The sequence below is a fragment of the Ideonella benzenivorans genome (assembly GCF_020387415.1).
Taxonomy (GTDB): domain Bacteria; phylum Pseudomonadota; class Gammaproteobacteria; order Burkholderiales; family Burkholderiaceae_C; genus Ideonella; species Ideonella benzenivorans.
On sequence record NZ_JAGWCB010000018.1, the window covers coordinates 1 to 20,580 of the forward strand.

20 protein-coding genes and 2 pseudogenes are annotated in these 20,580 nt (G+C 70.4%); 12 read left to right on the forward strand and 10 right to left on the reverse strand.

Annotated features, from left to right (window positions below):
- Positions 1-371: 371 nt before the first annotated feature.
- Positions 372-2,171 (reverse strand): phosphoenolpyruvate--protein phosphotransferase, encoded by a 1,800-nt coding sequence (gene ptsP / locus KGA65_RS16450; protein WP_225864211.1) that lies wholly within the window; start codon positions 2,169-2,171, stop codon positions 372-374.
- Between the two features lie 132 nt (positions 2,172-2,303).
- Here ptsP and KGA65_RS16455 point away from each other — a divergent pair, with 132 nt between their 5' ends.
- Positions 2,304-3,155, forward strand: a complete 852-nt coding sequence (locus KGA65_RS16455) for a GNAT family N-acetyltransferase (RefSeq protein ID WP_225864631.1) — start codon at positions 2,304-2,306, stop codon at positions 3,153-3,155.
- Here the strand turns inward: KGA65_RS16455 and KGA65_RS16460 are convergent, their stop codons facing one another.
- Both KGA65_RS16460 and KGA65_RS16465 read right to left on the reverse strand, forming a co-directional pair.
- Entirely contained in the window at positions 3,156-3,425 is a 270-nt protein-coding gene (locus KGA65_RS16460) for an HPr family phosphocarrier protein (RefSeq protein WP_225864212.1), read from the reverse strand.
- Positions 3,394-3,843, reverse strand: coding sequence for a PTS sugar transporter subunit IIA (locus KGA65_RS16465; RefSeq protein WP_225864213.1), 450 nt, complete (start codon positions 3,841-3,843; stop codon positions 3,394-3,396). Before KGA65_RS16465 ends, KGA65_RS16460 begins: the two co-directional genes overlap by 32 nt.
- Positions 3,844-4,091: 248 nt before the next feature.
- On the opposite strand from KGA65_RS16465, the gene KGA65_RS16470 reads away from it, so the two are divergent.
- Both KGA65_RS16470 and KGA65_RS16475 read left to right on the forward strand, forming a co-directional pair.
- Complete coding sequence (locus KGA65_RS16470; RefSeq protein WP_225864214.1) at positions 4,092-5,180, forward strand: sensor histidine kinase family protein; 1,089 nt, start codon at positions 4,092-4,094, stop codon at positions 5,178-5,180.
- Positions 5,181-5,230: 50 nt separating this feature from the next.
- Positions 5,231-5,740 (forward strand): peroxiredoxin family protein, encoded by a 510-nt coding sequence (locus KGA65_RS16475; protein ID WP_225864215.1) that lies wholly within the window; start codon positions 5,231-5,233, stop codon positions 5,738-5,740.
- Between the two features lie 27 nt (positions 5,741-5,767).
- Here the strand turns inward: KGA65_RS16475 and KGA65_RS16480 are convergent, their stop codons facing one another.
- Complete coding sequence (locus KGA65_RS16480) at positions 5,768-6,199, reverse strand: MarR family winged helix-turn-helix transcriptional regulator (RefSeq protein WP_225864216.1); 432 nt, start codon at positions 6,197-6,199, stop codon at positions 5,768-5,770.
- Between the two features lie 110 nt (positions 6,200-6,309).
- Between KGA65_RS16480 and KGA65_RS16485 the strand changes: the two genes are divergently transcribed.
- Entirely contained in the window at positions 6,310-7,047 is a 738-nt protein-coding gene (locus tag KGA65_RS16485; RefSeq protein ID WP_225864217.1) for a ZIP family metal transporter, read from the forward strand.
- 19 nt (positions 7,048-7,066) lie between these two features.
- Here the strand turns inward: KGA65_RS16485 and KGA65_RS16490 are convergent, their stop codons facing one another.
- From KGA65_RS16490 to KGA65_RS16500, 3 genes are all read right to left on the reverse strand, one after another.
- Positions 7,067-8,533 (reverse strand): M20 family metallopeptidase, encoded by a 1,467-nt coding sequence (locus tag KGA65_RS16490; protein WP_225864218.1) that lies wholly within the window; start codon positions 8,531-8,533, stop codon positions 7,067-7,069.
- A 74-nt stretch (positions 8,534-8,607) separates the two neighbouring features.
- On the reverse strand, positions 8,608-9,003 hold the full coding sequence (locus tag KGA65_RS16495) for a hypothetical protein (protein WP_225864219.1): 396 nt from the start codon (positions 9,001-9,003) through the stop codon (positions 8,608-8,610).
- A 236-nt stretch (positions 9,004-9,239) separates the two neighbouring features.
- A complete protein-coding gene (locus tag KGA65_RS16500; protein WP_225864220.1) occupies positions 9,240-10,796 on the reverse strand; it encodes a DUF389 domain-containing protein in 1,557 nt (518 codons plus the stop codon).
- Between the two features lie 44 nt (positions 10,797-10,840).
- On the opposite strand from KGA65_RS16500, the pseudogene KGA65_RS16505 reads away from it, so the two are divergent.
- Positions 10,841-11,692, forward strand: a pseudogene (locus KGA65_RS16505) (Rossmann-like and DUF2520 domain-containing protein); the annotation flags it as partial.
- 7 nt (positions 11,693-11,699) lie between these two features.
- Here the strand turns inward: KGA65_RS16505 and metW are convergent.
- From metW to KGA65_RS16520, 3 genes are all read right to left on the reverse strand, one after another.
- Complete coding sequence (metW, locus tag KGA65_RS16510) at positions 11,700-12,287, reverse strand: methionine biosynthesis protein MetW (RefSeq protein WP_225864222.1); 588 nt, start codon at positions 12,285-12,287, stop codon at positions 11,700-11,702.
- Positions 12,284-13,435: a homoserine O-succinyltransferase MetX gene (metX, locus tag KGA65_RS16515; RefSeq protein WP_225864223.1), complete on the reverse strand. Its 1,152-nt coding sequence runs from the start codon at positions 13,433-13,435 to the stop codon at positions 12,284-12,286. The genes metW and metX overlap by 4 nt, the downstream gene beginning before the upstream one ends.
- 145 nt (positions 13,436-13,580) lie before the next feature.
- Positions 13,581-14,507 carry a DUF535 family protein gene (locus tag KGA65_RS16520; protein ID WP_225864224.1) on the reverse strand — a complete coding sequence of 309 codons (927 nt, stop codon included), beginning with the start codon at positions 14,505-14,507 and terminating at the stop codon, positions 13,581-13,583.
- Positions 14,508-14,587: 80 nt separating this feature from the next.
- Between KGA65_RS16520 and KGA65_RS16525 the strand changes: the two genes are divergently transcribed.
- From KGA65_RS16525 to KGA65_RS16555, 7 genes and pseudogenes are all read left to right on the forward strand, one after another.
- Positions 14,588-15,238: a TetR/AcrR family transcriptional regulator gene (locus KGA65_RS16525; RefSeq protein ID WP_225864225.1), complete on the forward strand. Its 651-nt coding sequence runs from the start codon at positions 14,588-14,590 to the stop codon at positions 15,236-15,238.
- Entirely contained in the window at positions 15,235-16,233 is a 999-nt protein-coding gene (locus tag KGA65_RS16530; protein ID WP_225864226.1) for an HlyD family secretion protein, read from the forward strand. Before KGA65_RS16525 ends, KGA65_RS16530 begins: the two co-directional genes overlap by 4 nt.
- Positions 16,234-16,240: 7 nt before the next feature.
- Positions 16,241-17,211 (forward strand): annotated as a pseudogene (locus tag KGA65_RS16535) (ABC transporter ATP-binding protein).
- Positions 17,208-18,344 carry an ABC transporter permease gene (locus KGA65_RS16540; protein WP_225864227.1) on the forward strand — a complete coding sequence of 379 codons (1,137 nt, stop codon included), beginning with the start codon at positions 17,208-17,210 and terminating at the stop codon, positions 18,342-18,344. Before KGA65_RS16535 ends, KGA65_RS16540 begins: the two are co-directional and overlap by 4 nt.
- A 312-nt stretch (positions 18,345-18,656) precedes the next feature.
- A complete protein-coding gene (locus KGA65_RS16545) occupies positions 18,657-19,082 on the forward strand; it encodes a nuclear transport factor 2 family protein (RefSeq protein ID WP_225864228.1) in 426 nt (141 codons plus the stop codon).
- 4 nt (positions 19,083-19,086) lie between these two features.
- On the forward strand, positions 19,087-19,743 hold the full coding sequence (locus KGA65_RS16550; RefSeq protein ID WP_225864229.1) for a nucleotidyltransferase domain-containing protein: 657 nt from the start codon (positions 19,087-19,089) through the stop codon (positions 19,741-19,743).
- Positions 19,740-20,576, forward strand: coding sequence for a class I SAM-dependent methyltransferase (locus tag KGA65_RS16555; RefSeq protein WP_225864230.1), 837 nt, complete (start codon positions 19,740-19,742; stop codon positions 20,574-20,576). Before KGA65_RS16550 ends, KGA65_RS16555 begins: the two co-directional genes overlap by 4 nt.
- The last annotated feature ends 4 nt before the right edge of the window (positions 20,577-20,580 follow it).

Sequence of the window (20,580 nt, forward strand, 5' to 3'; positions counted from 1 at the left end):
CAGGAATTGAAGTGAACTTCACTTCAGTTTCCATGAGCGTTTAAAGTCTTTCGACCTCGAGTCCTAAGACTCTTGGCACTCGCCTTCAAACGCCCACGCTTATCGGCTGTTACTTGTTAAAGAGCTCGGCCTTGCGACCGTTGCGATCTTGCGATCGCGGCTGACTTGTCATCAGCGAAGAGGGTGAATTTTGATTCAATCTCTTCGGCTTGTCAAGCGTTTGCAAAATTTATTTTTCGCAAGGCTTGGAAGCCATCCGTAAACGCTTCGGTTCTAGCTGCAGGCGACTGGTCTCTTTTTCAAGAGCCGCCGCCGTTTGCAGGACCGCCGCCGTTCAGCGGAGCCTCGCAGTATATGCGACTTTCAAAGCGCTATGCAAGCCCTGCCCGCAAGGGCTTGGCTGACCCCGCCCGCAACAGCGTGGCGCCCACCTCCTGGGGGTTGTCCGCCTCCAGCACGCCAGGCAGAGCTGCGGCCAGCGCGCGAGCGTCCGCCCGCAGGATGCGCTGCTTGATCGCGCCGACCTGGGCCGGATGCATCGAAAAGCTGCGCAGCCCCATGGCCAGCAACAGTTCGGTGAACGCGGGATCCCCTGCCATCTCACCGCACACGCTGACACCGCGCCCCATCGCGTTGGCGCCCGCGATGGCCTGGGCGATCAGCCGCAGCACCGCCGGGTGCCACGCATCGTAGAGATGGGACACCGCCTCATCGGCCCGGTCGATCGCCAAGGTGTACTGAATCAGATCGTTGGTCCCGATCGAGATGAAATCGAAATGGCGCAGCAGGCTGGGCAGGATCAACACGGCCGCCGGAATCTCGATCATCGCGCCCAGCTCCACCGGGCCGAACGGCAGGCCGTCGGCCCGGAGGCTGTCTCGCGCCTGCTCGATCAGCGCCAGCACCTGCTGCACCTCCTGCAGATGGGCCAGCATGGGAATCAGGACCCGGACCCGCCCATGGGCAGCCGCCCGCAGAATGGCCCGCAACTGCTGCAGGAACATGTCGGGCTCCGACAGGCTCCAGCGGATGGCCCGCAGCCCCAGGGCCGGGTTGAGGCTGTGCTCGTGCCGCAACTCCTGCACCGACAACCGGTCCAGGGGCTTGTCCGCCCCGACATCCACCGTACGGATCGTCACCGGCAGCCCTTTGAGCGAGGTCACCACGCTCAGATAGGCCTCGTACTGCTCTTCCTCGTCGGGCAGGTTGCCGCCCCGGTTCATGAACAGGAACTCACTGCGGAACAGGCCCACCCCGGCCGCGCCGGATTCCAACACGGCCGGCGCGTCGTTGGGCAGCTCGATGTTGGCCAGCAACTCCACCGCCTGCCCGTCCAGCGTGACCGAGGGCGTGTTGCGCAGGCGGCGCAGGCGGGCACGCTCGAGCTCGGACTGCTGCTGACGGAACCGGTACTCCTCCAGCACCATGGGGGGCGGGTTGACGATCAGGATGCCCGCATCCCCATCGATCACGACCCAGTCGTCCTGCCGCACCAGGCGGCTGGCCTCCCGGGCCCCAACGACGGCGGGGATGTCCATGCTGCGCGCGACGATCGCGGTGTGCGAGGTGCGCCCGCCCACATCGGTCACGAACCCGGTGAACAGACTGCGCTTGAACTGCAGCATGTCGGCAGGCGCGATGTCATTGGCCACCAGCACCAGTGGTTCCTCGCCGGCCAGATCGCGGGCCTGGGGCGGTGCCAGCGGCGCCACCGCAGCCAGCCCCTTGCGCCGTCTGATCAAGGCCTTGATCAGACGCTCGGCCACCTGCTCGACATCGGCCTTGCGCTCACGCAGGTAGTCGTCCCCCATGTCGTCGAACTGCCGCGACAGGACCTCCAGCTGGGAGGCGACCGCCCACTCGGCGTTGTAGTGACGCTGGATGATCCAGTTGACGATGGCGTCCGTCAGCATTGGGTCATGCAGCATCATCAGGTGCACGTCCAGCAAGGCCACCAGCTCGGCGTGGGCCTCCTCGGGCACCTCGCGCTTGAGGGCCATCAATTCAGCCGACACCTCATCACGGGCCTGGCGCAGGCGGGCCACCTCATGGCCCACATCGGCAGGGTCGACGAATTGATGCGAAACGTCGAAGCGGCTGGAGGCCAGCAGGACAGCCCGGCCTATCGCCACGCCCCGCGAGACCGGCAGACCAAAGACCTGGATGCTCATGGCCTGGAATGTAGCAGTACGGGGCGGGTGCAAAGCCGCGGGGAACACCTCGTCACCAAAGCGTCAATGCCATGTCATGCACCGGTCACTCGCCATCGTGAGCATGCCGGCATGGACAAGGAGACCTCGACGATGAAAGAGCTGCCCACGCCGACCCTGCCGCTGATCGGCATGCTGGACTTCCGTTCGCCACGCGCGGTGCCGGTGCGCAAGATGCTCGACGACCGGCCCGCCGTGGCGGCCGAAGGTGCCTTCGAGGTGATGTGGGCCCGCCACCAGGATGAAGTGCGCGAAGCCCAGGCCCTGCGCCATCGCGTGTTCGCCCAGGAGATGGGAGCCCGCCTGCGACCGCCGCCGGGCACACCCGACGGGCTGGACGTGGATGTGTTCGATTCGTTCTGCGAGCACCTGCTGGTGCGCACCCTGCCGCAAAACCACCGCCCGGGTCAGGTGATCGGCACCTACCGTGTGCTCACGCCAGGCGCCGCCCGCCGAGCCGGTGGCTATTACAGCGACACCGAGTTCGACCTCACCCGGCTGCGCCCGCTGCGCGAACGCATGGCCGAACTGGGACGGTCGTGCGTTGATCCGGACCACCGCTCCGGCGGCGTGATCCTGGCCCTCTGGGGCGCCCTGGCCTCCTTCATGGACCAGAACGGCCTGGACACCATGGTCGGCTGCGCCAGCATCGGCATGCGCGACGGCGGCCACGCCGCCGCCAGCATCTGGCAGCGCCTGAGCCAGACCCACATGGCCCCGGTGGAGCATCAGGTCCGGCCGCGCACCCCGCTGCCGGTGGAAGAGCTGGACCGGGACCTGCCGGTGGAGCCGCCCGCCCTGATCAAGGGCTACCTGCGCTGTGGTGCCAAGGTGCTGGGCGCCCCGGCCTGGGATCCGGACTTCAACACGGCCGATCTGCCGATGCTGATGCGCCTGTCGGATCTGCCCAGCCGCTACCGCCGCCACTTCCTGGGCGGCTTCTGATCACTGGCCCTCGCCGAACTTGTCGTCGACCAGGGCCTTGATCGCGTCGAGGGCCTGCTGTTCGTCGGGGCCGTCCACCTCCAGCTCCACTTCGGAGCCCAGGCCGGCGGCCAGCATCATGACGCCCATGATGCTCTTGGCATTCACCCGCCGCTCATTGCGGCTCATGAACACCTCCGACTTGAACGTGGTGGCCAGCTTGGTGAGCTTGGCGGACGCGCGGGCATGCAGACCCAGCTTATTGCTGATGTTGAGCGTGGCTTTGATCATGGAGCCGCGAGTTTAAAGCCTGGTTTTGGGGTCGCTGCACCGCAATCTGCATCACCCCCTGCCCGCCCCCGGCGACCGCCCGGCCGACCAATGATTCCAGCGGCTCTTCGAGGTGGCTGAGCAGGCGCCACAGCATGGGCACGTTCACCCCGGTGACCAGGCGCACATCCACCCCATCGGTCAGGCGCTGAGCCACATTGCTCGGCGTGGCGCCAAACACATCGGTCAGCAGCAGGATCTGCTCCCCTTCCAGCGGCACCAGCAAGGCCCTGGCCTGCGCTTCCACCTGCTCGGGCAGGGCATCGGGCACCACGTCCAGCGCCAGCACCCGGTCCAGCCGTTCGGGAAAGACATGGCCGGCCACCTGCCGCAAGGCGGTGGCCAGGGGCGCATGGGCAAGGATCAGCAAACCAGGCATGGCGGATTCCAAGTCAACGACACCAGGGTCGACAACCCCTGAGTCGCCCTGTCCAGGGTCGGGATTATGGCGAGCGCCGACCGCGCATCCCCAGAAATGAAACGGCCCCCAGGGCTCCACAGCAGGAGAATTTCTCACCCTGGGTCCTGCCGCCCCCCATCTTCACCTCTTGGCAGGCGCGGCCTACAGCAACACACTGTAACTTCCACCGCGGGCATTCCTGCCACTTTTCCCGGGACCCGACCACCATGGCTCTGCCTTCGACCGACGAACGCTACTGGCTGCAGATCATCGGTCAGATGGGCAGCGAGGTCGCGTCTGCCTTGTCCGCGGTCCAGGACGATCTGGACCAGCTGGATCCCGCCACCCCGTCCCTGCCGTCCCTGCCGTCGCTGAAGAAGCTGCAGGAGGACCTGGCCCGGGTGCGGCAGATCGGCATGCTGGGCCAGCAACTGGCCCGGATGGCCGCCGGCGAGGTGCGCCAAGCCCCCGAAGAGGTCTCCCTGACCACGCTGCTGCGCGATGCGCTGGCACAGCAGAAGGCGCAGGCGACCCTGCGCGGTATCGAACTGCACCGCGCCATGCACCCCGCCACCGTGCTGTTGGATCCCAGCTTGCTGCATGGCTTCCTGGTGCAGTTGCTGGACTGGGGCCTGGCCCAGGCCCAGGACGCCTTGAGCCTGCGGCTGGAACTGCAGGGCTGGCCAACGGCGGCACGGCTGCAACTGCGCGCCAGCCACCCCCAGCCGCAGGCACTGCCCCCCGCCAGCGCCCAGGCACTGGCCTGGTGCCTGATCGAGCAGATGGCCCGGACCCAGCACCTGCCCCTGACCCGGCAGGACGGCCCCGATGCCACGCTGGTGCAGGTCGATTTCCCGCAAACCCTGGCCTCGGAGCTGGACTTCGACACCGACAACGCCGGGGAGGAGGCCTCCTCGCTGTTCGCGCTGTCGCAGGCCTCCCGGCCCCTCAATGGCAGCCACTGGCTGGTGATTGCAGCCCACCGGGACCTGCGGGCCGAGGTGCGGGACGCCCTGCGGCCCAACGGCATGCTGGTGGACTTCGTGGGCAGCATCGGCGAGGCCGAGCGGTTCTGCCAGGAATCGATGCCCCACGGCGTGCTGTATGAAGCCATCCTGGGCGGGGAACGCATGCAGGCCCTGCGTTCGCGGCTGCGCGCACAGGCGCCACGGCAGGTCTGGGTGGAGATCTCGGCCGAGGGCCTGCATTGCGACGACGGCCATCCGACCCACGACCGCCCCGGCCGGATCGGCCGCGACGCGCTGGGCGATCGCCTGCCCGGGCTGCTGGAGGCCGAATACACCCGCAGCCTCTGAGGCTCGGAGCCACGGTCGTACACTGCGGGCCTCCCTCCCGTGAGCCCGCCATGCATCGCCGTCAACACCTCGCCCTCACCGCCGGTCTGATCGCTTCCGCCACCCTGGGCCTGGGTGGACTGGCGGGATGCTCGCGCCGCGAGGCGGCCCCGGACGTGACCCTGACCCTGCTGGACGGGCGCCAGCAAGCGCTGTCGGGTCTGCGCGGCAAGGTGGTGCTGGTGAACTTCTGGGCCACCAGTTGCACGACCTGCGTGCACGAGATGCCGCAGCTGGTGGCCACCCACCAGAAGTTCCAGGGCCAGGGCTATGAGACCCTGGCCATCGCGATGAGCTACGACACACCGGACTATGTGGCCAGTTTCGCCCAGACGCGCGGCCTGCCCTTCCGGGTGGCGCTGGACCGCAGCGGCGACGCCGCCAAGCACTTCGGCGATGTGCGCCTGACGCCCACCAGCTTCCTGCTCGACAAGCAGGGCGGCATCGTCAAAAAGTACGTGGGGGAACCTGACTTTCCGGCACTGCACCAGCTGATCGGCCAGCTGCTGGCCGAGGCCTGAGCACCGGCGTCGCCCGTCAGGCGGCGATCACACCATGGCCTCGGCCGCGGCCTGCACCTGTTCCAGCAGCTCCGTGGCCGCGCGCAGCAGCGCAGGATCGACACCCCCCAGCAGCTCCCGGCGCACCGGGTCGGCCTGCTGCCGCACCTCGTCATACAGGGCCCGGCCCTGAGGGGTGAGCACCACGTGCTTCATCCGCCGGTCGTTCGGCACGGCTTGGCGCATCACCAGGCCGGCCTTCTCCAGCCGGTCCAGCATCGACACCATCGTCGCGCCCTCCACCCCCACACTCTGCGCCAGCTCGATCTGCGACAGCGGCGCCGCCGCCTTGGCCACCACGGCCACCGTCACCCAGCTGGCCTGGCTCATGCCCAGCCCCTTGAGCCGCCGGTCCACGGCCAGGCGCCAGTTGCGGGCCGCCCCATGCAGGGCGATGGAAAACCGTTCCTCAGGGGTCATGATGAGACCATCTAATCATCAGATCCCTACCATCTTAAAGTCCCTCCAGGGGGCCGCCGGAAGAGGGGATCCACCACCTCGGCGACAATACCGGATTGTCCGCCAGCCCCATGACCGCCCTCGCCCTGTCGTTTCTCACCTTTGTCTCGACGACGCTGGGCGGCCTGCTGGCCCTGCGTTTTCGCGACCGGCTGCACCATCTGCTGGGCTTCACCGCCGGGGTGATGCTGGGCGTCGTGGCCTTCGATCTGCTGCCCGAGGTCTTCGAGATGTCAGCCTCGCTGGGCGAGAACGGGCTGCGCGCCATGGTGGCCCTGGTGGCGGGCTTCCTGCTGTTCCACAGCCTGGAGAAGTTTGTGCTGGTGCACAGCGCGCACGAGGAGGAATACGCCCACCATGCCCATCCGCGGGTGGGGGTCGTGTCCGCCCTGGCACTGATCGGCCACAGCTTCATGGACGGCGCCGGCATCGGCCTGGCCTTCCAGGTCTCGGACACGGCTGGCATCACGGTGGCCATCGCGGTGGTGGCGCACGACTTCTGCGATGGTCTGAACACGGTGGGCCTGATGCTGCTGCATCGCAACAAAACCTCCCACTCGCTGGCCATGCTGCTGCTGGATGCGCTGGCACCGGTGCTGGGGGCGGCGTCCACGCTGGCCTTCACCCTGCCGCCCAGCGTGCTGGTGCTCTACCTGGGGGGCTTCGCCGGCGTGCTGCTCTACATCGGCGTGGCCGACATCCTGCCGCAGGCCCATTCCCAGGCGGGCCCTGGCACCTCGCTGCGTCTGATCGGCCTGACGACGCTGGGCGCCGCGGTGATGTACGCGGTGGTGCGGGCCGCGGGCTGAGCCCGGGCCCTGGCGCCGCTCAGGGGTGGGCGGCGATCACCTCGGCCACCGCGGCGGTCAGTTTGGTGCCGTAGCCGATGTGCAGGAACTCGTTGGGCCCGTGGGCATTGCTCTTGGGGCCCAGCACGCCGCAGACCATCATCTGCGCCTGCGGAAAGCCCTGCTGCAGCAGGTTCATCAGCGGGATGGTGCCGCCCTGGCCGATGTAGCCCAGCGGCGCACCGAAGTGGCTGCGCGAGGCCCGGTCCATCGCGGTTTCCAGCCAGGGTGCCAGGTCCGGCGCGTTCCAGCCGCTGGCGCCCCAGTTCCCCACCCGGCCATCAGGCTCGAAGGTCACCTTGGCGTTGTAGGGCGCGTTGTCCTCCAGCAAGGCCTTGAGCTGCACCGCGGCCTCGTGGCCGTCCACCAGCGGCGGCAGGCGCAGGCTCAGCTTGAAGGCGGTGTAGGGCCGCAGCACATTGCCGGCGCTAGCCAGGGCCGGCATGCCGTCCACCCCGGTGACCGACAGCGTGGGCCGCCAGGTGCGGTTGAGCAGGGCCTCGGTGGCGTCGGTGGTGGTGGGCAGGGTCAGACCGCCGTCGGCGCCGCAGGCCCAGGGAAAGGTCTTCCAGGCCATGTCGCCCAGGATGGCCGCAGCCGCCTCGGCCTGGGCCCGACGCGCTGCCGGGATCTCGCAGTGGAAGACCGACGGCAGCAGGGTGCCGGTCTTGGCATCTTCGAGCCGGTCCAGCACCTGGCGCAGGATGCGGAAGCTCGAGGGCACCAGACCGCTGGCATCGCCCGAGTGCACGCCTTCGGTCAGGATCTCGACCTTGAGCGCGCCGGTGATGTTGCCGCGCAGGCTGGTGGTCAGCCAGAGCTGGTCGTAGTTGCCAGCGCCCGAATCGAGGCAGACCACCAGGCTCACATCGCCCAGCCGGGCCTGGAGCTGGTCCAGGTAGAACGGCAGGTCGCCGGAGCCGGATTCCTCGCAGGTCTCGATCAGGCCGACGATGCGCGGGTGGGCCACGTTCTGCGCCTTCAGGGCCTCGATGGCGCTGACCGCCGCGTAGATCGCATAGCCATCGTCCGCGCCGCCGCGACCATAGAGCTTGCCGTCCTCGATCTTGGGCGTCCAGGGGCCCAGGCCGGCGCGCCAGCCGCTGAACTCGGGCTGCTTGTCCAGGTGGCCGTAGATCAACACCGTCTGCGTGCTGTCCGCCTTCGTGGCCGGCACCTCGAAGAAGATGACCGGCGTGCGGTCGCCCTCGCGCACCACCTCCAGCGTCAGACCAGGGATCTTGCGGCCCTCGACCCAGCCCGCGGCGTCGCGCACCACCTTGTCAATCAGACCGTGCTCGCGCCACTGGGGGTCGAACATCGGGCTCTTGGCGGGCACCGCAATGTAGTCGGACAACTGGGGAACGATGCGCTCGTTCCAGGCCGCGGTGACGTCACGATCCAGTTGTGCCGAATCAAGGCCAGGCAGCTTGTCGGGGGCGTTCATGGTGGGAAGGCTCCGAGGAAGAAAAAGGCAAAACGCCATTGTGCGCCGACCCGCCGCGCCTGGCGCTCCCGCGATCAGTGGGGCCGCAGGGCCTCCCACTGCGGCAGGCAGTGGCGGGCCAGGGCCGTGACCCAGGCCCCCTCGTTGCCGGGCACGAAGGCCAGGCCGTAGCGGGGGCTGACCAGAAAGCCCGCGCGTTCGAACACCGCCGCATCCTGGGCCCGGACGAACGCGGGCAGATGGCCGAAGGGCACGGCCACGGTCCCCAGGTGCAGCACCGGCGCGTGGCAGGAGATTTCCTCCAGCCGGCCGTTGTCCTGGAAGCGGAACACCAGCCCGCCGTAGTCCATCTCGTCGAGTTCGACGTTGTTGCGCCCGGCCCGCGGCGGCGCGCCCAGCCGCGCCCGCACCGCCTCGGCGGTGAGCGAGAACGGCAGGTCATCCAGCTGTTCAAAGGGCACGAGGTGCATGGTGCTGAAAGGGCGATCCCGCAAGGCAGGCGAAGTTCCCCGCGCGGCCCGGGGCGGCCCGGGTTTTGCACGATGTTGGCGAGAGCTGCGCACAACGATGCCGGGCGGCAAGCCCGGCCTTGCACAGCGCTTTGAACGTGGCGCTGCGCGCCGAGGTGCCCCGCCACCGCTTCGGCACCACCACCGTCAACGACCAGTACAGCGTGGGTGTGCAGCGTGGGTGTGAAGTACGGCTTCTACGCCCCGGCCCGGCGATGCCGGCTGGCCGGGGCGCGGGCCGGCTTGTCGCGCTTGGTGGCGGCTACAGCCGCCGCCTCGGCCGCAGGATCCAGCAGGTGAACCACCCGCAGGCCAGGCGCCGACAGGCGCAGCGCCAGAAAGCGCTGCAGACGCTCGCGCTGGGTCGCATCGGGCAGGCGCTCCCAGGTGGCGGTGACCAGCAGCCCCAGGCTGCCGGTGGCAGCGGCCCCGGCACTGGCCGCGGAGGCCGCCGGCGTCATGGCCGGACGGTCGGGCAGCCGGATCTCGGGGCCGGTGGCCAGCGCCCGCAGGCCCGGCTCCAGTGTCGCCAGCTCGCCCGCCAGTGCCGGCAGTTGCTGCTGCGCGGCCCGCAATGTGCGGGTCTCGGTCTCCAGCTGGGCGATGCGCCGGTCGCGTTCGGCCAGCGCAGCCTGGTCACGCTGCAGCAGCTCCTCCACCACACCCTGGCGCGCCAGGCGACCCAGCTGCTCCAGGTTGGGCGCATCGCCGCCCAGCTGCTGCAGATCCAGCGCCACCCCACCCAGGCCATAGGCCGGCAGCCGGGCCTGGATCGTCTGCCGCAGGTCATCCGACAGGCGGGGCCCCAGCAGCGACACCCGGATGCGCGAGCCCGCCGGGTCGTAGTGGGTCTCCACCTGGGCCAGCACCCGGCCGGGCAGGTGCAGGTTGTCGGCCACGAAGCGCCGCGCTGCGCCCTCGAAGCGGGCCTCCTTCACCACCACCCAGGCGGTGTAGACGCTGGGCACCGCCACCGCCAGCGCCAGCGCCCCGATGACGCCGCGCACCCGCCACAGCTGGCTGCGGTCCAGGGCATGGACGGGCCGGAAGTGCATCAGCCGCACGATGCCCAGCGTGGCCAGGCCGATGAACAGCGCGTTGATCAGGAACAGGTGCAGCGCGCCCAGCAGGTAGTCCCAGTTGCCGTGCGACAGCCCGTAGCCAGCGGTGCACAGCGGCGGCATCAGGGCGGTGGCGATCGACACGCCGGGCACCACCTGGCCCTTGAAGCTGCGCCGGGTGGCGGCCACCGCGCCGGCCCCGCCACCGAACAGGGCGATCAGCACGTCGTACAGCGTGGGCCGGGTGCGGGCCAGCAGCTCGGACTGGGCCTCGCCCAGCGGTGAGATCAGGAAGTACAGCGTCGACGCCAGCAAGGCCACCAGCGTCGCCAGCAGCAGGTTGCGCAGGGCCCGGCGGAGCAAGGGGATGTCCTGCAGCGCCAGCCCGAAGCCGGCCGCCACGATCGGGCCCATCAACGGCGAGATGAGCATCGCGCCGATGATCACAGCGGTGGAATTGACGTTCAGCCCCACCGAGGCGATCAGGATCGCGAACACCAGGGCCCAGGTGGTGCCGGGGGTGAACTCGGTGTCCAGGCGCACCCGCTGCAGCGCCCCTTCCAGATCGGCATCGCGCCGCAGCGAGAACATGCGCCCCAGCCGCTCACGCGGCCCGAGGCGCTGGGTGGTGCCCCCGGCCGAGGACGGAGACGCAGAGCGGGCAGAAACGGGAGGCAGGGCGTGATCGGGCATGGTCGGTCCGTGGAGCGCACCCATCTTAGAAGCCCCGCCACAATGCCGGCATGACATCCGCCCCCCTGACCCTGAACCTGGTGGGTGCCGGCCGCGTGGGCCGCACCCTGGCGGCCCTGTGGCTGCGCGCTGGCGTGTTCACGCTGGGCGATGTGCTGACCCGCTCGCCCGAGAGCGCCGCGCAGGCTGTCGCCGCGATCGGCGGAGGCCGGCCCGTCAGCCACCCCCGGGCGATGCGCGCAGCGCAGGTGTGGCTGATCGCCACGCCCGACGGCGCCCTGGGTGCGACCGCGGCCGCGCTGGCCGCCACGGTCCCCGCCCCGGCCCAGGCCTGGCATTGCAGCGGCTTTGCCCCGGCCGCCGCGCTGGCGCCGCTGCAGCAGGCCGGCTGGTCCGTCGCCAGCGCCCACCCGGCCTTGAGCTTTGCCGATCCGGCCGCCGCCCAGGCCCAGTTCGCCGGCACGGCCTGCGCGCTGGAAGGGGACGACGCCGCGGTCCGCCAGGCCGAAGCCGCCTTTGGCGCGATTGACGGGCGCTGCTTTCGCCTGCAGGCGGCCGACAAGCCGCGCTACCACGCCGCGGCGGTGCTGGTCAGCAACTTCCCGCCGGTGCTGGCCGCGGCCGCGGCCGAGCTGTGGCAGGGCTGCGGCATGCCGCCCGAGCTAGTGGCCCCGCTGTGGCAGGCCTTTGCGAAGAACGTGGCCGACAACCTGCTGCGCCTGGGGCCGACCGCCGCGCTGACCGGCCCGGCCGCGCGCGGCGACACCGCGGTGGTGCAGGCCGAGACCGAGGCCCTGCAGGCGTGTGACCCCGCCCTGGCCCAGGCCTATGCGGCGCTCAGCACGCTGGCAGCCCGCCTGGCCCGCGAAGGCCACTGCCTGCCACCGGCCCGCTGAGGCGGGCTCAGCCGCGCTCGAACTTGAACACCGCCACGCTGGCCAGCAGGTTGGGCAGCGTGCGCACCATCTCGCCGTCCTGCAGGCCGAAGCTGTCGAGGATCTGCAGCCCGTTCTTGCGCGCCAGCACCTCGAAGTCGGCGTAGGTGCCCACGCGGATGTTGGGCGTGTCGTACCACTCGTAGGGCAGGGCCCTGGTGACCGGCATGCGCCCGCGCAGCACCGAGACCCGGTTGGGCCAGTGTGCGAAGTTGGGGAAGCTGACGATGCCGATGCGACCCACCCGCGCGGTCTCGCGCAGCATCTTCTCGGCATTGCGCAGGTGCTGCAGGGTTTCCAGTTGCAGCACCACGTCGAAGCTGTGGTCGTCGAACAGCTTCAAGCCCTCTTCCAGGTTCAGCTGGATGACGTTGATGCCGCGCTGGGTGCTGGCCAGCACGTTGGCGTCGTCCAGCTCGATGCCGTAGCCGCTGCAGCCGCGCTCACGCATCAGGTAGGCCAGCAGCTCGCCGGTGCCACAGCCCAGGTCCAGCACGCGGGCGCCGCGCGGCACCAGGCGGGCGATCACTTCCAGGTTCTTCAGCGGCGTGGTCATGCGGCGGCTCCCGTGCTCAGCTCGGCGGCGATGCGCTCGAAGTAGGCCCGCATCACCGCCAGGTAACGCGGGTCCTCCAGCAGGAAGGCGTCGTGGCCATGCGGCGCGTCGATCTCGGCGTAGCTGACATCGGCCCGGTTGTCGACCAGGGCCTTGACGATCTCGCGCGAACGGGCCGGCGAAAAGCGCCAGTCGGTGGTGAAGCTCACCAGCATGAATTTCTTGTCCTTGGCGACGGCAAAGGCCCGTGCCAGGTCGCCGCCGTGGGCCCGGGCCGGGTCGAAGTAGTCCAGCGCGCGGGTGATCAGCAGGTAGGTGTTGGCGTCGAAGTACTCGCTGAACTTGTCGCCCTGGTGGCGCAGGTAGCTCTCGATCTGGAACTCGATGTCCTGGGTGCTGAAGTGCAGCTCGGCGTCGCGCAGCTCGCGGCCGAACTTGGCCTCCATGGAGTCGTCCGACAGGTAGGTGATGTGGCCGATCATGCGGGCCACCCGCAGGCCGCGCTTGGGCACCACGCCATGGGCGTAGAAGTGGCCGCCGTGGAAGTCCGGGTCGGTCACGATGGCCCGGCGCGCCACCTCGTTGAAGGCGATGTTCTGCGCCGACAGGTTGGGCGCAGTGGCCACGGCCACGCAGTGGCGCAGCCGCTCGGGGTAGCGCAGGGCCCAGGCCTGGGCCTGCATGCCGCCCAGGCTGCCGCCCAGCACGGCCGCCAGCTGGGTGATGCCCAGCACCTCGATCAGGCGGGCCTGGGCATCGACCCAGTCCTCCACCGTCATCACCGGGAAGTCGGCGCCCCAGGGCCGGCCGGTGGCCGGGTTGAGGTCCATCGGCCCGGTCGAGCCAAAGCAGGAGCCCGGGTTGTTGATGCCAATGACAAAGAAGCGGTCGGTGTCCACCGGCTTGCCGGGGCCCACCATGTTGTCCCACCAGCCGGTGCTCTTGGGCTGGTTGGCGTACTCGCCCGCCACATGGTGCGAGGCATTGAGCGCGTGGCACACCAGCACCGCATTGCTGCGGTCGGCATTGAGCGTGCCGTAGGTTTCGTACACCAGCGCATAGGCCGGCAGCTGCGCGCCGCTTTGCAGCGGCAGCGGCACGTCAAACGCCATGCGCTGCGGTGAAACCAGTCCGACGGAGCGGGTCATGTCCCGTGTCTCCCCAAAAACAAAAACACCCGGATGCGCGCCAGACAAAGCGGACACCGGGTGGATTGGAGCTCGGGGTCCCTCTTTAGCGGCATTTGTTGGGCGCCCGCAATCCGGAACAAATCGGCGCCGTGAAGCAATCAGTTTAGCAGGCGGCCTCCCAGGCCTGCCGCAGCGCCGCCGCCTGCCCGTCCAGCCAGGCGTAGCGGCGCTGGTACTGGGACCGCTTGTGCGACGGGATCTCCGCCATCGTCTTGCGCGGTGCCACGCGAGGCAGCCCCCAGAAGCCATCGCCCAGCGCCTGGCCGCCGGCCGAGGCCCAGAGGCCGTCGTAGTCGAAATGCACCAGCGCCGCCCGGTCCGTGCCATGGGAGACATGCCGGGTCTGGCCGACGGCCCGCAGGCGCACCAGACCCCAGGCCCCGGCCAGTTGCTGCAGGGCCCACAGCAACAGGTTCTGCGGCCGCAGGCCATGGGCCAGCCGGGTCAGGTGACGCGCCACCGCCACCGGCAGCTGACCGTGCATCGCGCCGATCAGCAGCCCGGGCCCATCGGGCGTGGCCTCGAATGAAAAGGTGAGGGTGTAGAGCACGGTGCCGAACGGGTCCAGCAGCACCAGGCTCAGGTCGCCCTCGCGCTCGAAGCGGGTCAGCGTCTGCAGCCGCAGCGCCAATGCCCCCTGCCCCTGCGGCAGGGCAATGCGGCCCAGTGGCGCCCCGGCGGAGTCGTCCAGACAGGCCTGGCGCCAGACACGCGGCCCCAGACAGGCCCAGGCCAGCCGGTGGTGCGCCAGCAGATGCTCGGCCCGCTGCGCCAGCGGCCAGCCGACGCAGGGATAACTCAAATAGGGCTTGCGGAACAGCCGCGGCTGGGCCTGGGCCAGTTCGGCCCAGGGCAGCCCGCCCGGGCCTTGGCGCAGCCGCTGGTGCACGGCCCGGTGGCGCCAGAACAGCCAGGCCAGCCGCCAGCGCCGGCGCAGCGCGGTCAGGCCAGGCTGGGGGTAGATCGCGCGGCACAGCGCCAGCGGGCGCGGCCAGGGACATCCGGAGGCATCGGGCAGGTCCGAGGGCATCGCCGCACTGTACCCGGGGCTGCCCCTCAGAGATTCGTGCCAGCTTGACGCATTACTGGCCGTTCGGCTAAAAACGCGCCATGGCCCGCCCCTCCCAAGCCATCGACCAGGCCTTGTTGGCCAGCGGGCTGCTGCTGTACCCGCAGTGCGGCTGCGCCGGTCTGTCGCTGCGCAAGGTGGCCGAGCACGCCGGCACCCAGCCGGCCATGGTGCATTACCACTTCGGCGGCAAACCGGCCTTTCTGCGCGCGGTGCTGCAGCAGCTCTACGAACGTCTGTTTTCCGAGCTGAACCTGCCTGGCAACCGCCAGGGCGGCCCGCGCGACCGCCTGCGCGCCGCGCTGCTGACCCTGGGCCGCTTCCTGCTGCAGCACCGCGACATCGCGGCCCGTCTGGCCCTGGACATGGCCCAGGGCGAACCGGTGGTCCGGTCCTTCCTGCAGACCAATGCCCCCCGCCACATCGGCTTGCTGCTGGGGCTGATGGCCGAGGCCCGCGCGGCCGGCGAGCTGCTGCCGCTGGCCCCGGTCCAGATCTTCGTGTTCCTGATGGGGGCGATCAACGCGCCCACCCTGGTCGCCACCGGCCTGCAGCGCGAGGACGTGGCCGCCAGCCTGCTGGGCGACCGGCTGAGCGAGCAGGTCCTCACCGACGAGGCGCTGTGCCAACGGCTGGACCTGGCCCTGGCCGCCCTGAGTCCCCGACACGACCGCCCAGGAGGGCCCTCATGAGCACCTTGACGCATTTCCCCCGTCGCTGGCGCGGGGGCCTGGCCGCCCTCGGCGCCCTCCCCCTCGTCCTCGGTCTGGCCGGCTGCCAGCCGGCCGCCTCGGCGGCCTGGTCCGGCTATGTGGAGGGCGACTATGTCTACGTGGCGGCCCCGGTGGCCGGCACCCTGACCCAGCTGGCCGTCACCCAGGGCCAGACAGTCAACGCCGGCGCACCGCTGTTCCAGCTCGACGATGTGGCCGCCCGCGCCGCCCGCGCCCAGGCCGATGCGCAGGTGCAGGCCGCGCGCGCCCAGGCGGCCAATGGACAGACCGGGCTGCGCGCGCCGCAGATCGCCGTCAGCCGGGCCCAACTGGCCCAGGCCCGCGCGGCGGCCACCCTGGCCGATGCCGAGCTGCGGCGCCAGCGCACGCTGGTGGCGCAGGGCTTCATCTCACAGTCGCAGTTGGACAACACGACCACCGCGGCCCGCCAGGCCCATGACAAGGTGAGCGAGCTGGAGGCGGCCCTGAAGACCGCCGAACAGCCCACGGCCCGCCCGGCCGAACTGGCGGCCGCCCAGGCCAACACCCAGGCGGCGCAAGAGGCGCAGGCCCAAGCGGCCTGGCGCGAACAGCAGGCCCGGCAGGCGGCCCCCGCTGCCGGGCTGGTCGCCGACACCTTCTTCCGCCAGGGTGAGTACGTGCCCGCGGGGCAGCCGGTGCTCTCGCTGCTGCCACCCGACCACCGCAAGGCCCGCTTCTACGTGCCGGAAGCGCTGATCGGCCAGCTGCAGGTGGGCCAGGCGGTGAGCCTGAACTGCGACGGCTGTGGCGCGCCCATCGCGGCCCGCATCACCCGCATCGCCCCGCAGGCCGAATACACGCCGCCGGTGATCTACTCCAACACCCAGCGCAGCAAGCTGGTCTTCCTGGTGGAGGCCCGCCCGGCGCCGGCCGATGCCCTGAGGCTGCGCCCAGGCCAGCCGCTGGATGTGCGGCCGGCCGCGGCGCGCTGAGCCGGCCATGACCACGCCCACCGACACCGCCGCGATGGACTGGGCCATCGATGTGCGCGGCCTGACCAAGCGCTACGGCACGACCACCGTGGTGGACCACGTGGACCTGCAGCTGCGCCCGGGCCGCATCTGCGGCTTCCTGGGCCCAACGGCAGCGGCAAGACCACCACCATCCGCATGCTCTGCGGCCTGCTCACCCCCGACGAGGGCGAGGGCCACTGCCTGGGCCTGGACCTGCGGCGCGATGCGCTGGAGATCCGCCGCCAGGTGGGCTACATGACGCAGCGCTTCGGCCTGTACGAAGACCTGTCGATCCGCGAAAACCTGGACTTCATCGCCCGCCTGTTCGAACTGCCTGAGCGCAAGCGCCAGGTGGACGAGGCCCTGGAGCGCCTGGGCCTGGTGAGCCGCCAGCGCCAGCTGGCCGGCGCGCTCTCGGGCGGCTGGAAGCAGCGCCTGGCCCTGGCGGCCTGCCTGCTGCACCAGCCGCGTCTCTTGCTGCTGGACGAGCCCACCGCGGGCGTGGACCCGAAGGCCCGGCGCGACTTCTGGGACGAGATCCACCGCCTGGCGGCCGAGGGCATCACGGTGCTGGTCTCCACCCACTACATGGACGAGGCCGCGCGCTGCCATGAGCTGGTCTACATCGCCTACGGCCACCTGCTGGCACGCGGCACCGAGCGCGAGATCATCGCCCAGTCGGGCCTGACCGTCTGGGCCGTGCAGGCCGAGCGCGAGGACCCGGCCGCGCTGGCCCCACTGGTCACACCGCTCAAGCAGGCCCCGGGCGTGCAAAGCGTGGCGGCCTTCGGCAGCGCGCTGCACGTGGCCGGCAGCGACCCGGCCGCGCTGGAACGCGCGATCGCCCCCTGGCGCCAGCAGCCCGGCCTGCGCTGGGCACCGGCCCAGGCCTCGCTGGAGGACGTGTTCATCGGCCTGATCGGCCAGAGCCGCGACAACATGGAGGCCGCGCGATGAAGCGCCTGTTCAGCCTCGCCCGGCTGTGGGCCATCTTCGTCAAGGAGTTCCAGCAGATGATGCGGGACCGCCCCACCTTCGCGATGGCGGTGGGCGTGCCCATCCTCCAGCTGGTGCTGTTCGGCTACGCCATCAACACCGACCCCAAGGGCCTGCCCACGGCGGTGGTCAGCCACGACAGCGGGCCGCTGGCGCGCAGCCTGCTGGCCACGCTGGAGAACACCGGCTACTTCCACATCACCCGCCAGCCCGACAGCGAGGCCGCGGGTGACGCGCTGGTGGCCGATGGCGAGGTGCAGTTCCTCTTCGTGGTTCCCGATGACTTCAGCCGCCGCGTGGTGCGGGGCGAGAAGCCGGCGGTGCTGATCAGCGTGGACGCCACCGACCCCAGCGCCGCCAGCAACGCCCTGGCCGCCCTGGGCCAGGTCAGCGCCAGCGCACTGGACCGCGACCTGGTCGGCCCACTGGCCCCCCTGAAGGTGGGCGAGGCGCCCTACGAGCTGCGCATCCAGCGCCGCTACAACCCCGAGGGCCTGTCGCGCTACAACATCGTGCCGGGCCTGATCGGCACCATCCTGACCATGACCATGGTGATGATGACCGGCTTGGCCATGACCCGCGAGCGCGAGCGCGGCACGATGGAGAACCTGCTGGCCACGCCGGTGCGGCCGGTGGAGGTGATGCTGGGCAAGATCCTGCCCTATGTGCTGGTGGGCTACATCCAGCTCAGCGTGATCCTGGCGGCCGGGGCCTTTCTGTTCGAGGTGCCGATGGAGGGCAGCTTCCTGCTGCTGATGGGCATGATCGGCGTGTTCATGCTGGCCAACCTGGCGGTGGGCTTCACCTTCTCCACGCTGGCGCGCAACCAGATGCAGGCGCTGCAGGCCACCTTCTTCTTCTTCCTGCCCTCGATGCTGCTGTCGGGCTTCATGTTCCCCTTCCGCGGCATGCCGGCCTGGGCCCAGCACCTGGGCGAACTGCTGCCGCTGACCCACTTCCTGCGCATCGTGCGGGGCATCCTGCTCAAGGGCAACGGCTTCGGGCAAGTGCTGCCGGAGCTGTGGCCGCTGCTGGCCTTTCTGGCCGTGGCGGGGGCGGTGGCGCTGGCGAGGTATCGGCAGACCTTGGATTGAGGGTTTGGTATTGGGTTTGGGCGTTCGGGTGGAGGTTGGCGCGCTGCGGTGGAGGGTGGCTGATCCACGCCCCATCCCTCTCTCTTCGCCTTCCCCATCCCTTCGTGGCGCACTACGCTGCCCGCCCTGGGGTGCCGGGGCCGACCCGCCGAAGCCCACCCCGGTGCCCCGGCACCCCAGAGCCCGCTGCCCCGCGCCCAGTTGCCCGCAGCCCATGTGCACCCCAGGCAGGCCTGTCCATCCCCTCGTGGCCGGAAGCTCTGAGCCCGAGGGCATGCCAAGATGGAACCTCTCCATCCACGGCCTCCTGAGATGAGCCCCGCCGAACAACGCGTCCGCGACTTCTGGCAACGCATGGCCAGCAACAACTTCGCCAGCCTGGCCCCGCTGTTGGCCGACGACTTCACCCTGGACTGGCCGCAGTCGCAGGAGCGCCTTCGCGGCGCCGCGAACTTCGTGCGCATGAACGCCGAGTACCCGGCCCACGGCCCCTGGCGCTTCACGCTGAACCGGCTGGTGGCCGGCGGCGGCGCCACGGCCGATGAGGTGGCGACCGACGTCAGCATCACCGACGGCGTGCAGCGGGCCCGGGCCCTCACCTTCTTCACCGTGCACGGCGGGCGCATCGCCCGCATGGTCGAGTTCTGGCCCGAGCCCTATGCCGCACCGGCGAACCGGGCGCATCTGGTCGAACCGATCCCCGTCGAGCCGCTGGATGCCGGCGCGGACGCTGCCTGAGCCCATGAATCCGGCCGAACTGCTCATCCTGGTCGAGGCGCTGCGCGAAGCCCACGGCGCCCACACCGCCCTGCTCTATGGTTCCCTGGCGGATGGCAGCGCCGGGCCGGACAGCGACATCGACCTGGCCCTGTTCGCCCCCATCGCGCAGGTCCGCCGGGATGCCCGCTGGCAGCAGGGCCGGCCCCTGGATGTCTTCGTCCACCCGGAGACGGTGCTGGCCCAGCCGACAGCCGAGCAGCTCTGTCTGCGCGGCGCCCGGGTGCTGGCCCAGCGCGGCGATGAGGCCGCGCGCTTTCTCGCCCAGCTCGATGCCCTGCATGCGGCCGGCCCCCACCCCCTGGCCCCGGACGAAGCCCAGGTCCGGCGGGTCTGGGTGACCAAGATGCTGCAGCGCCTGCGCCGCGGCGATGCCGAGGGCGACTACCGCCGCCACTGGCTGCTGATGATAGCGCTGGAGGACTACTTCGCGCTGCGCACCCGCTGGTACCCCGGCCCGAAGAAGGCCCTGGCCTGGCTGGCCCGCGAAGCGCCGGACCACCACGCGCTGTGCGCCGCCGCGCTGCGGCCGGGCGCCAGCGACGAGGCCATTGCCGCCTGGATGGCCGCGGTCATCGAAGAGCCCCACCCAGCACCGGACCGCCCAGGCCGCACCGCATGAGCATCACCGAAACCTTTCTCGCCGGCTTCCACCGGGACCACGCAGGCCTCACGGCCCAGGTGTTCGACGCCCTGCCCTGGCAGGACAGCGGTGGCCGCCCCTGGCCCTCGTCCTACGACTGGCTGGTGGACGCCTGCCGCGACACGGCGCTGCCCCCGGGCCCCGGCCTGGACCTGGCCTGTGGCGACGGGCTGCTGCTGGCGCGACTGCGGGCCGATGCGGCGCCCACGGCCCGGCCCTGGATGGGCGTGGACCTGAGCCCCGACGAGCTGCGCGCGGCCCGGCAGCGGCTGGGGGCGCACGTCCCGCTGCTGCGGGCCCGCGCCCAGGCCCTGCCGCTGGGCGACGCCCATCTGGCCGCCGTGGTGAGCCACCTGGCCCTGATGCTGATGGACGATGCGGACGCGGTGGTGACCGAGCTGGCCCGGGTGCTGCAGCCCGGCGGCCTGCTGGCGGGCGTGGTGGGGGCCCGTGCCGAGCCCAGCCCGGCCTTCGCCGTCTATCTGGAGCTGCTGAGCCAGCAGCCGCGCAGCGCGCACTGGCAGGCCCTGCGCTTTGGCGACCGGCGCTGGCACGACGAGGCGGGCCTGCAGTCTTTGCTGGCGCCACCGTTCGAAGCCTTGACCTGCACGCGCCTCATGCGGGAAGAGCGGATGTCCCCCGAGTCCCTGTGGCAATGGTGCCTGGGCATGTACGACCTGCACCTGCTGCCGCCCGAGGCCCTGCCGGGGCTGCGGGCCGAGTTCCTGCGGCGCTGCCAGCCGCTGACCGATGCCGAGGGCACGGTGCTGCACCGCCAGGTGCTGCTGGCCTTCCAGGCCCGGCGGCGCTGAGGCG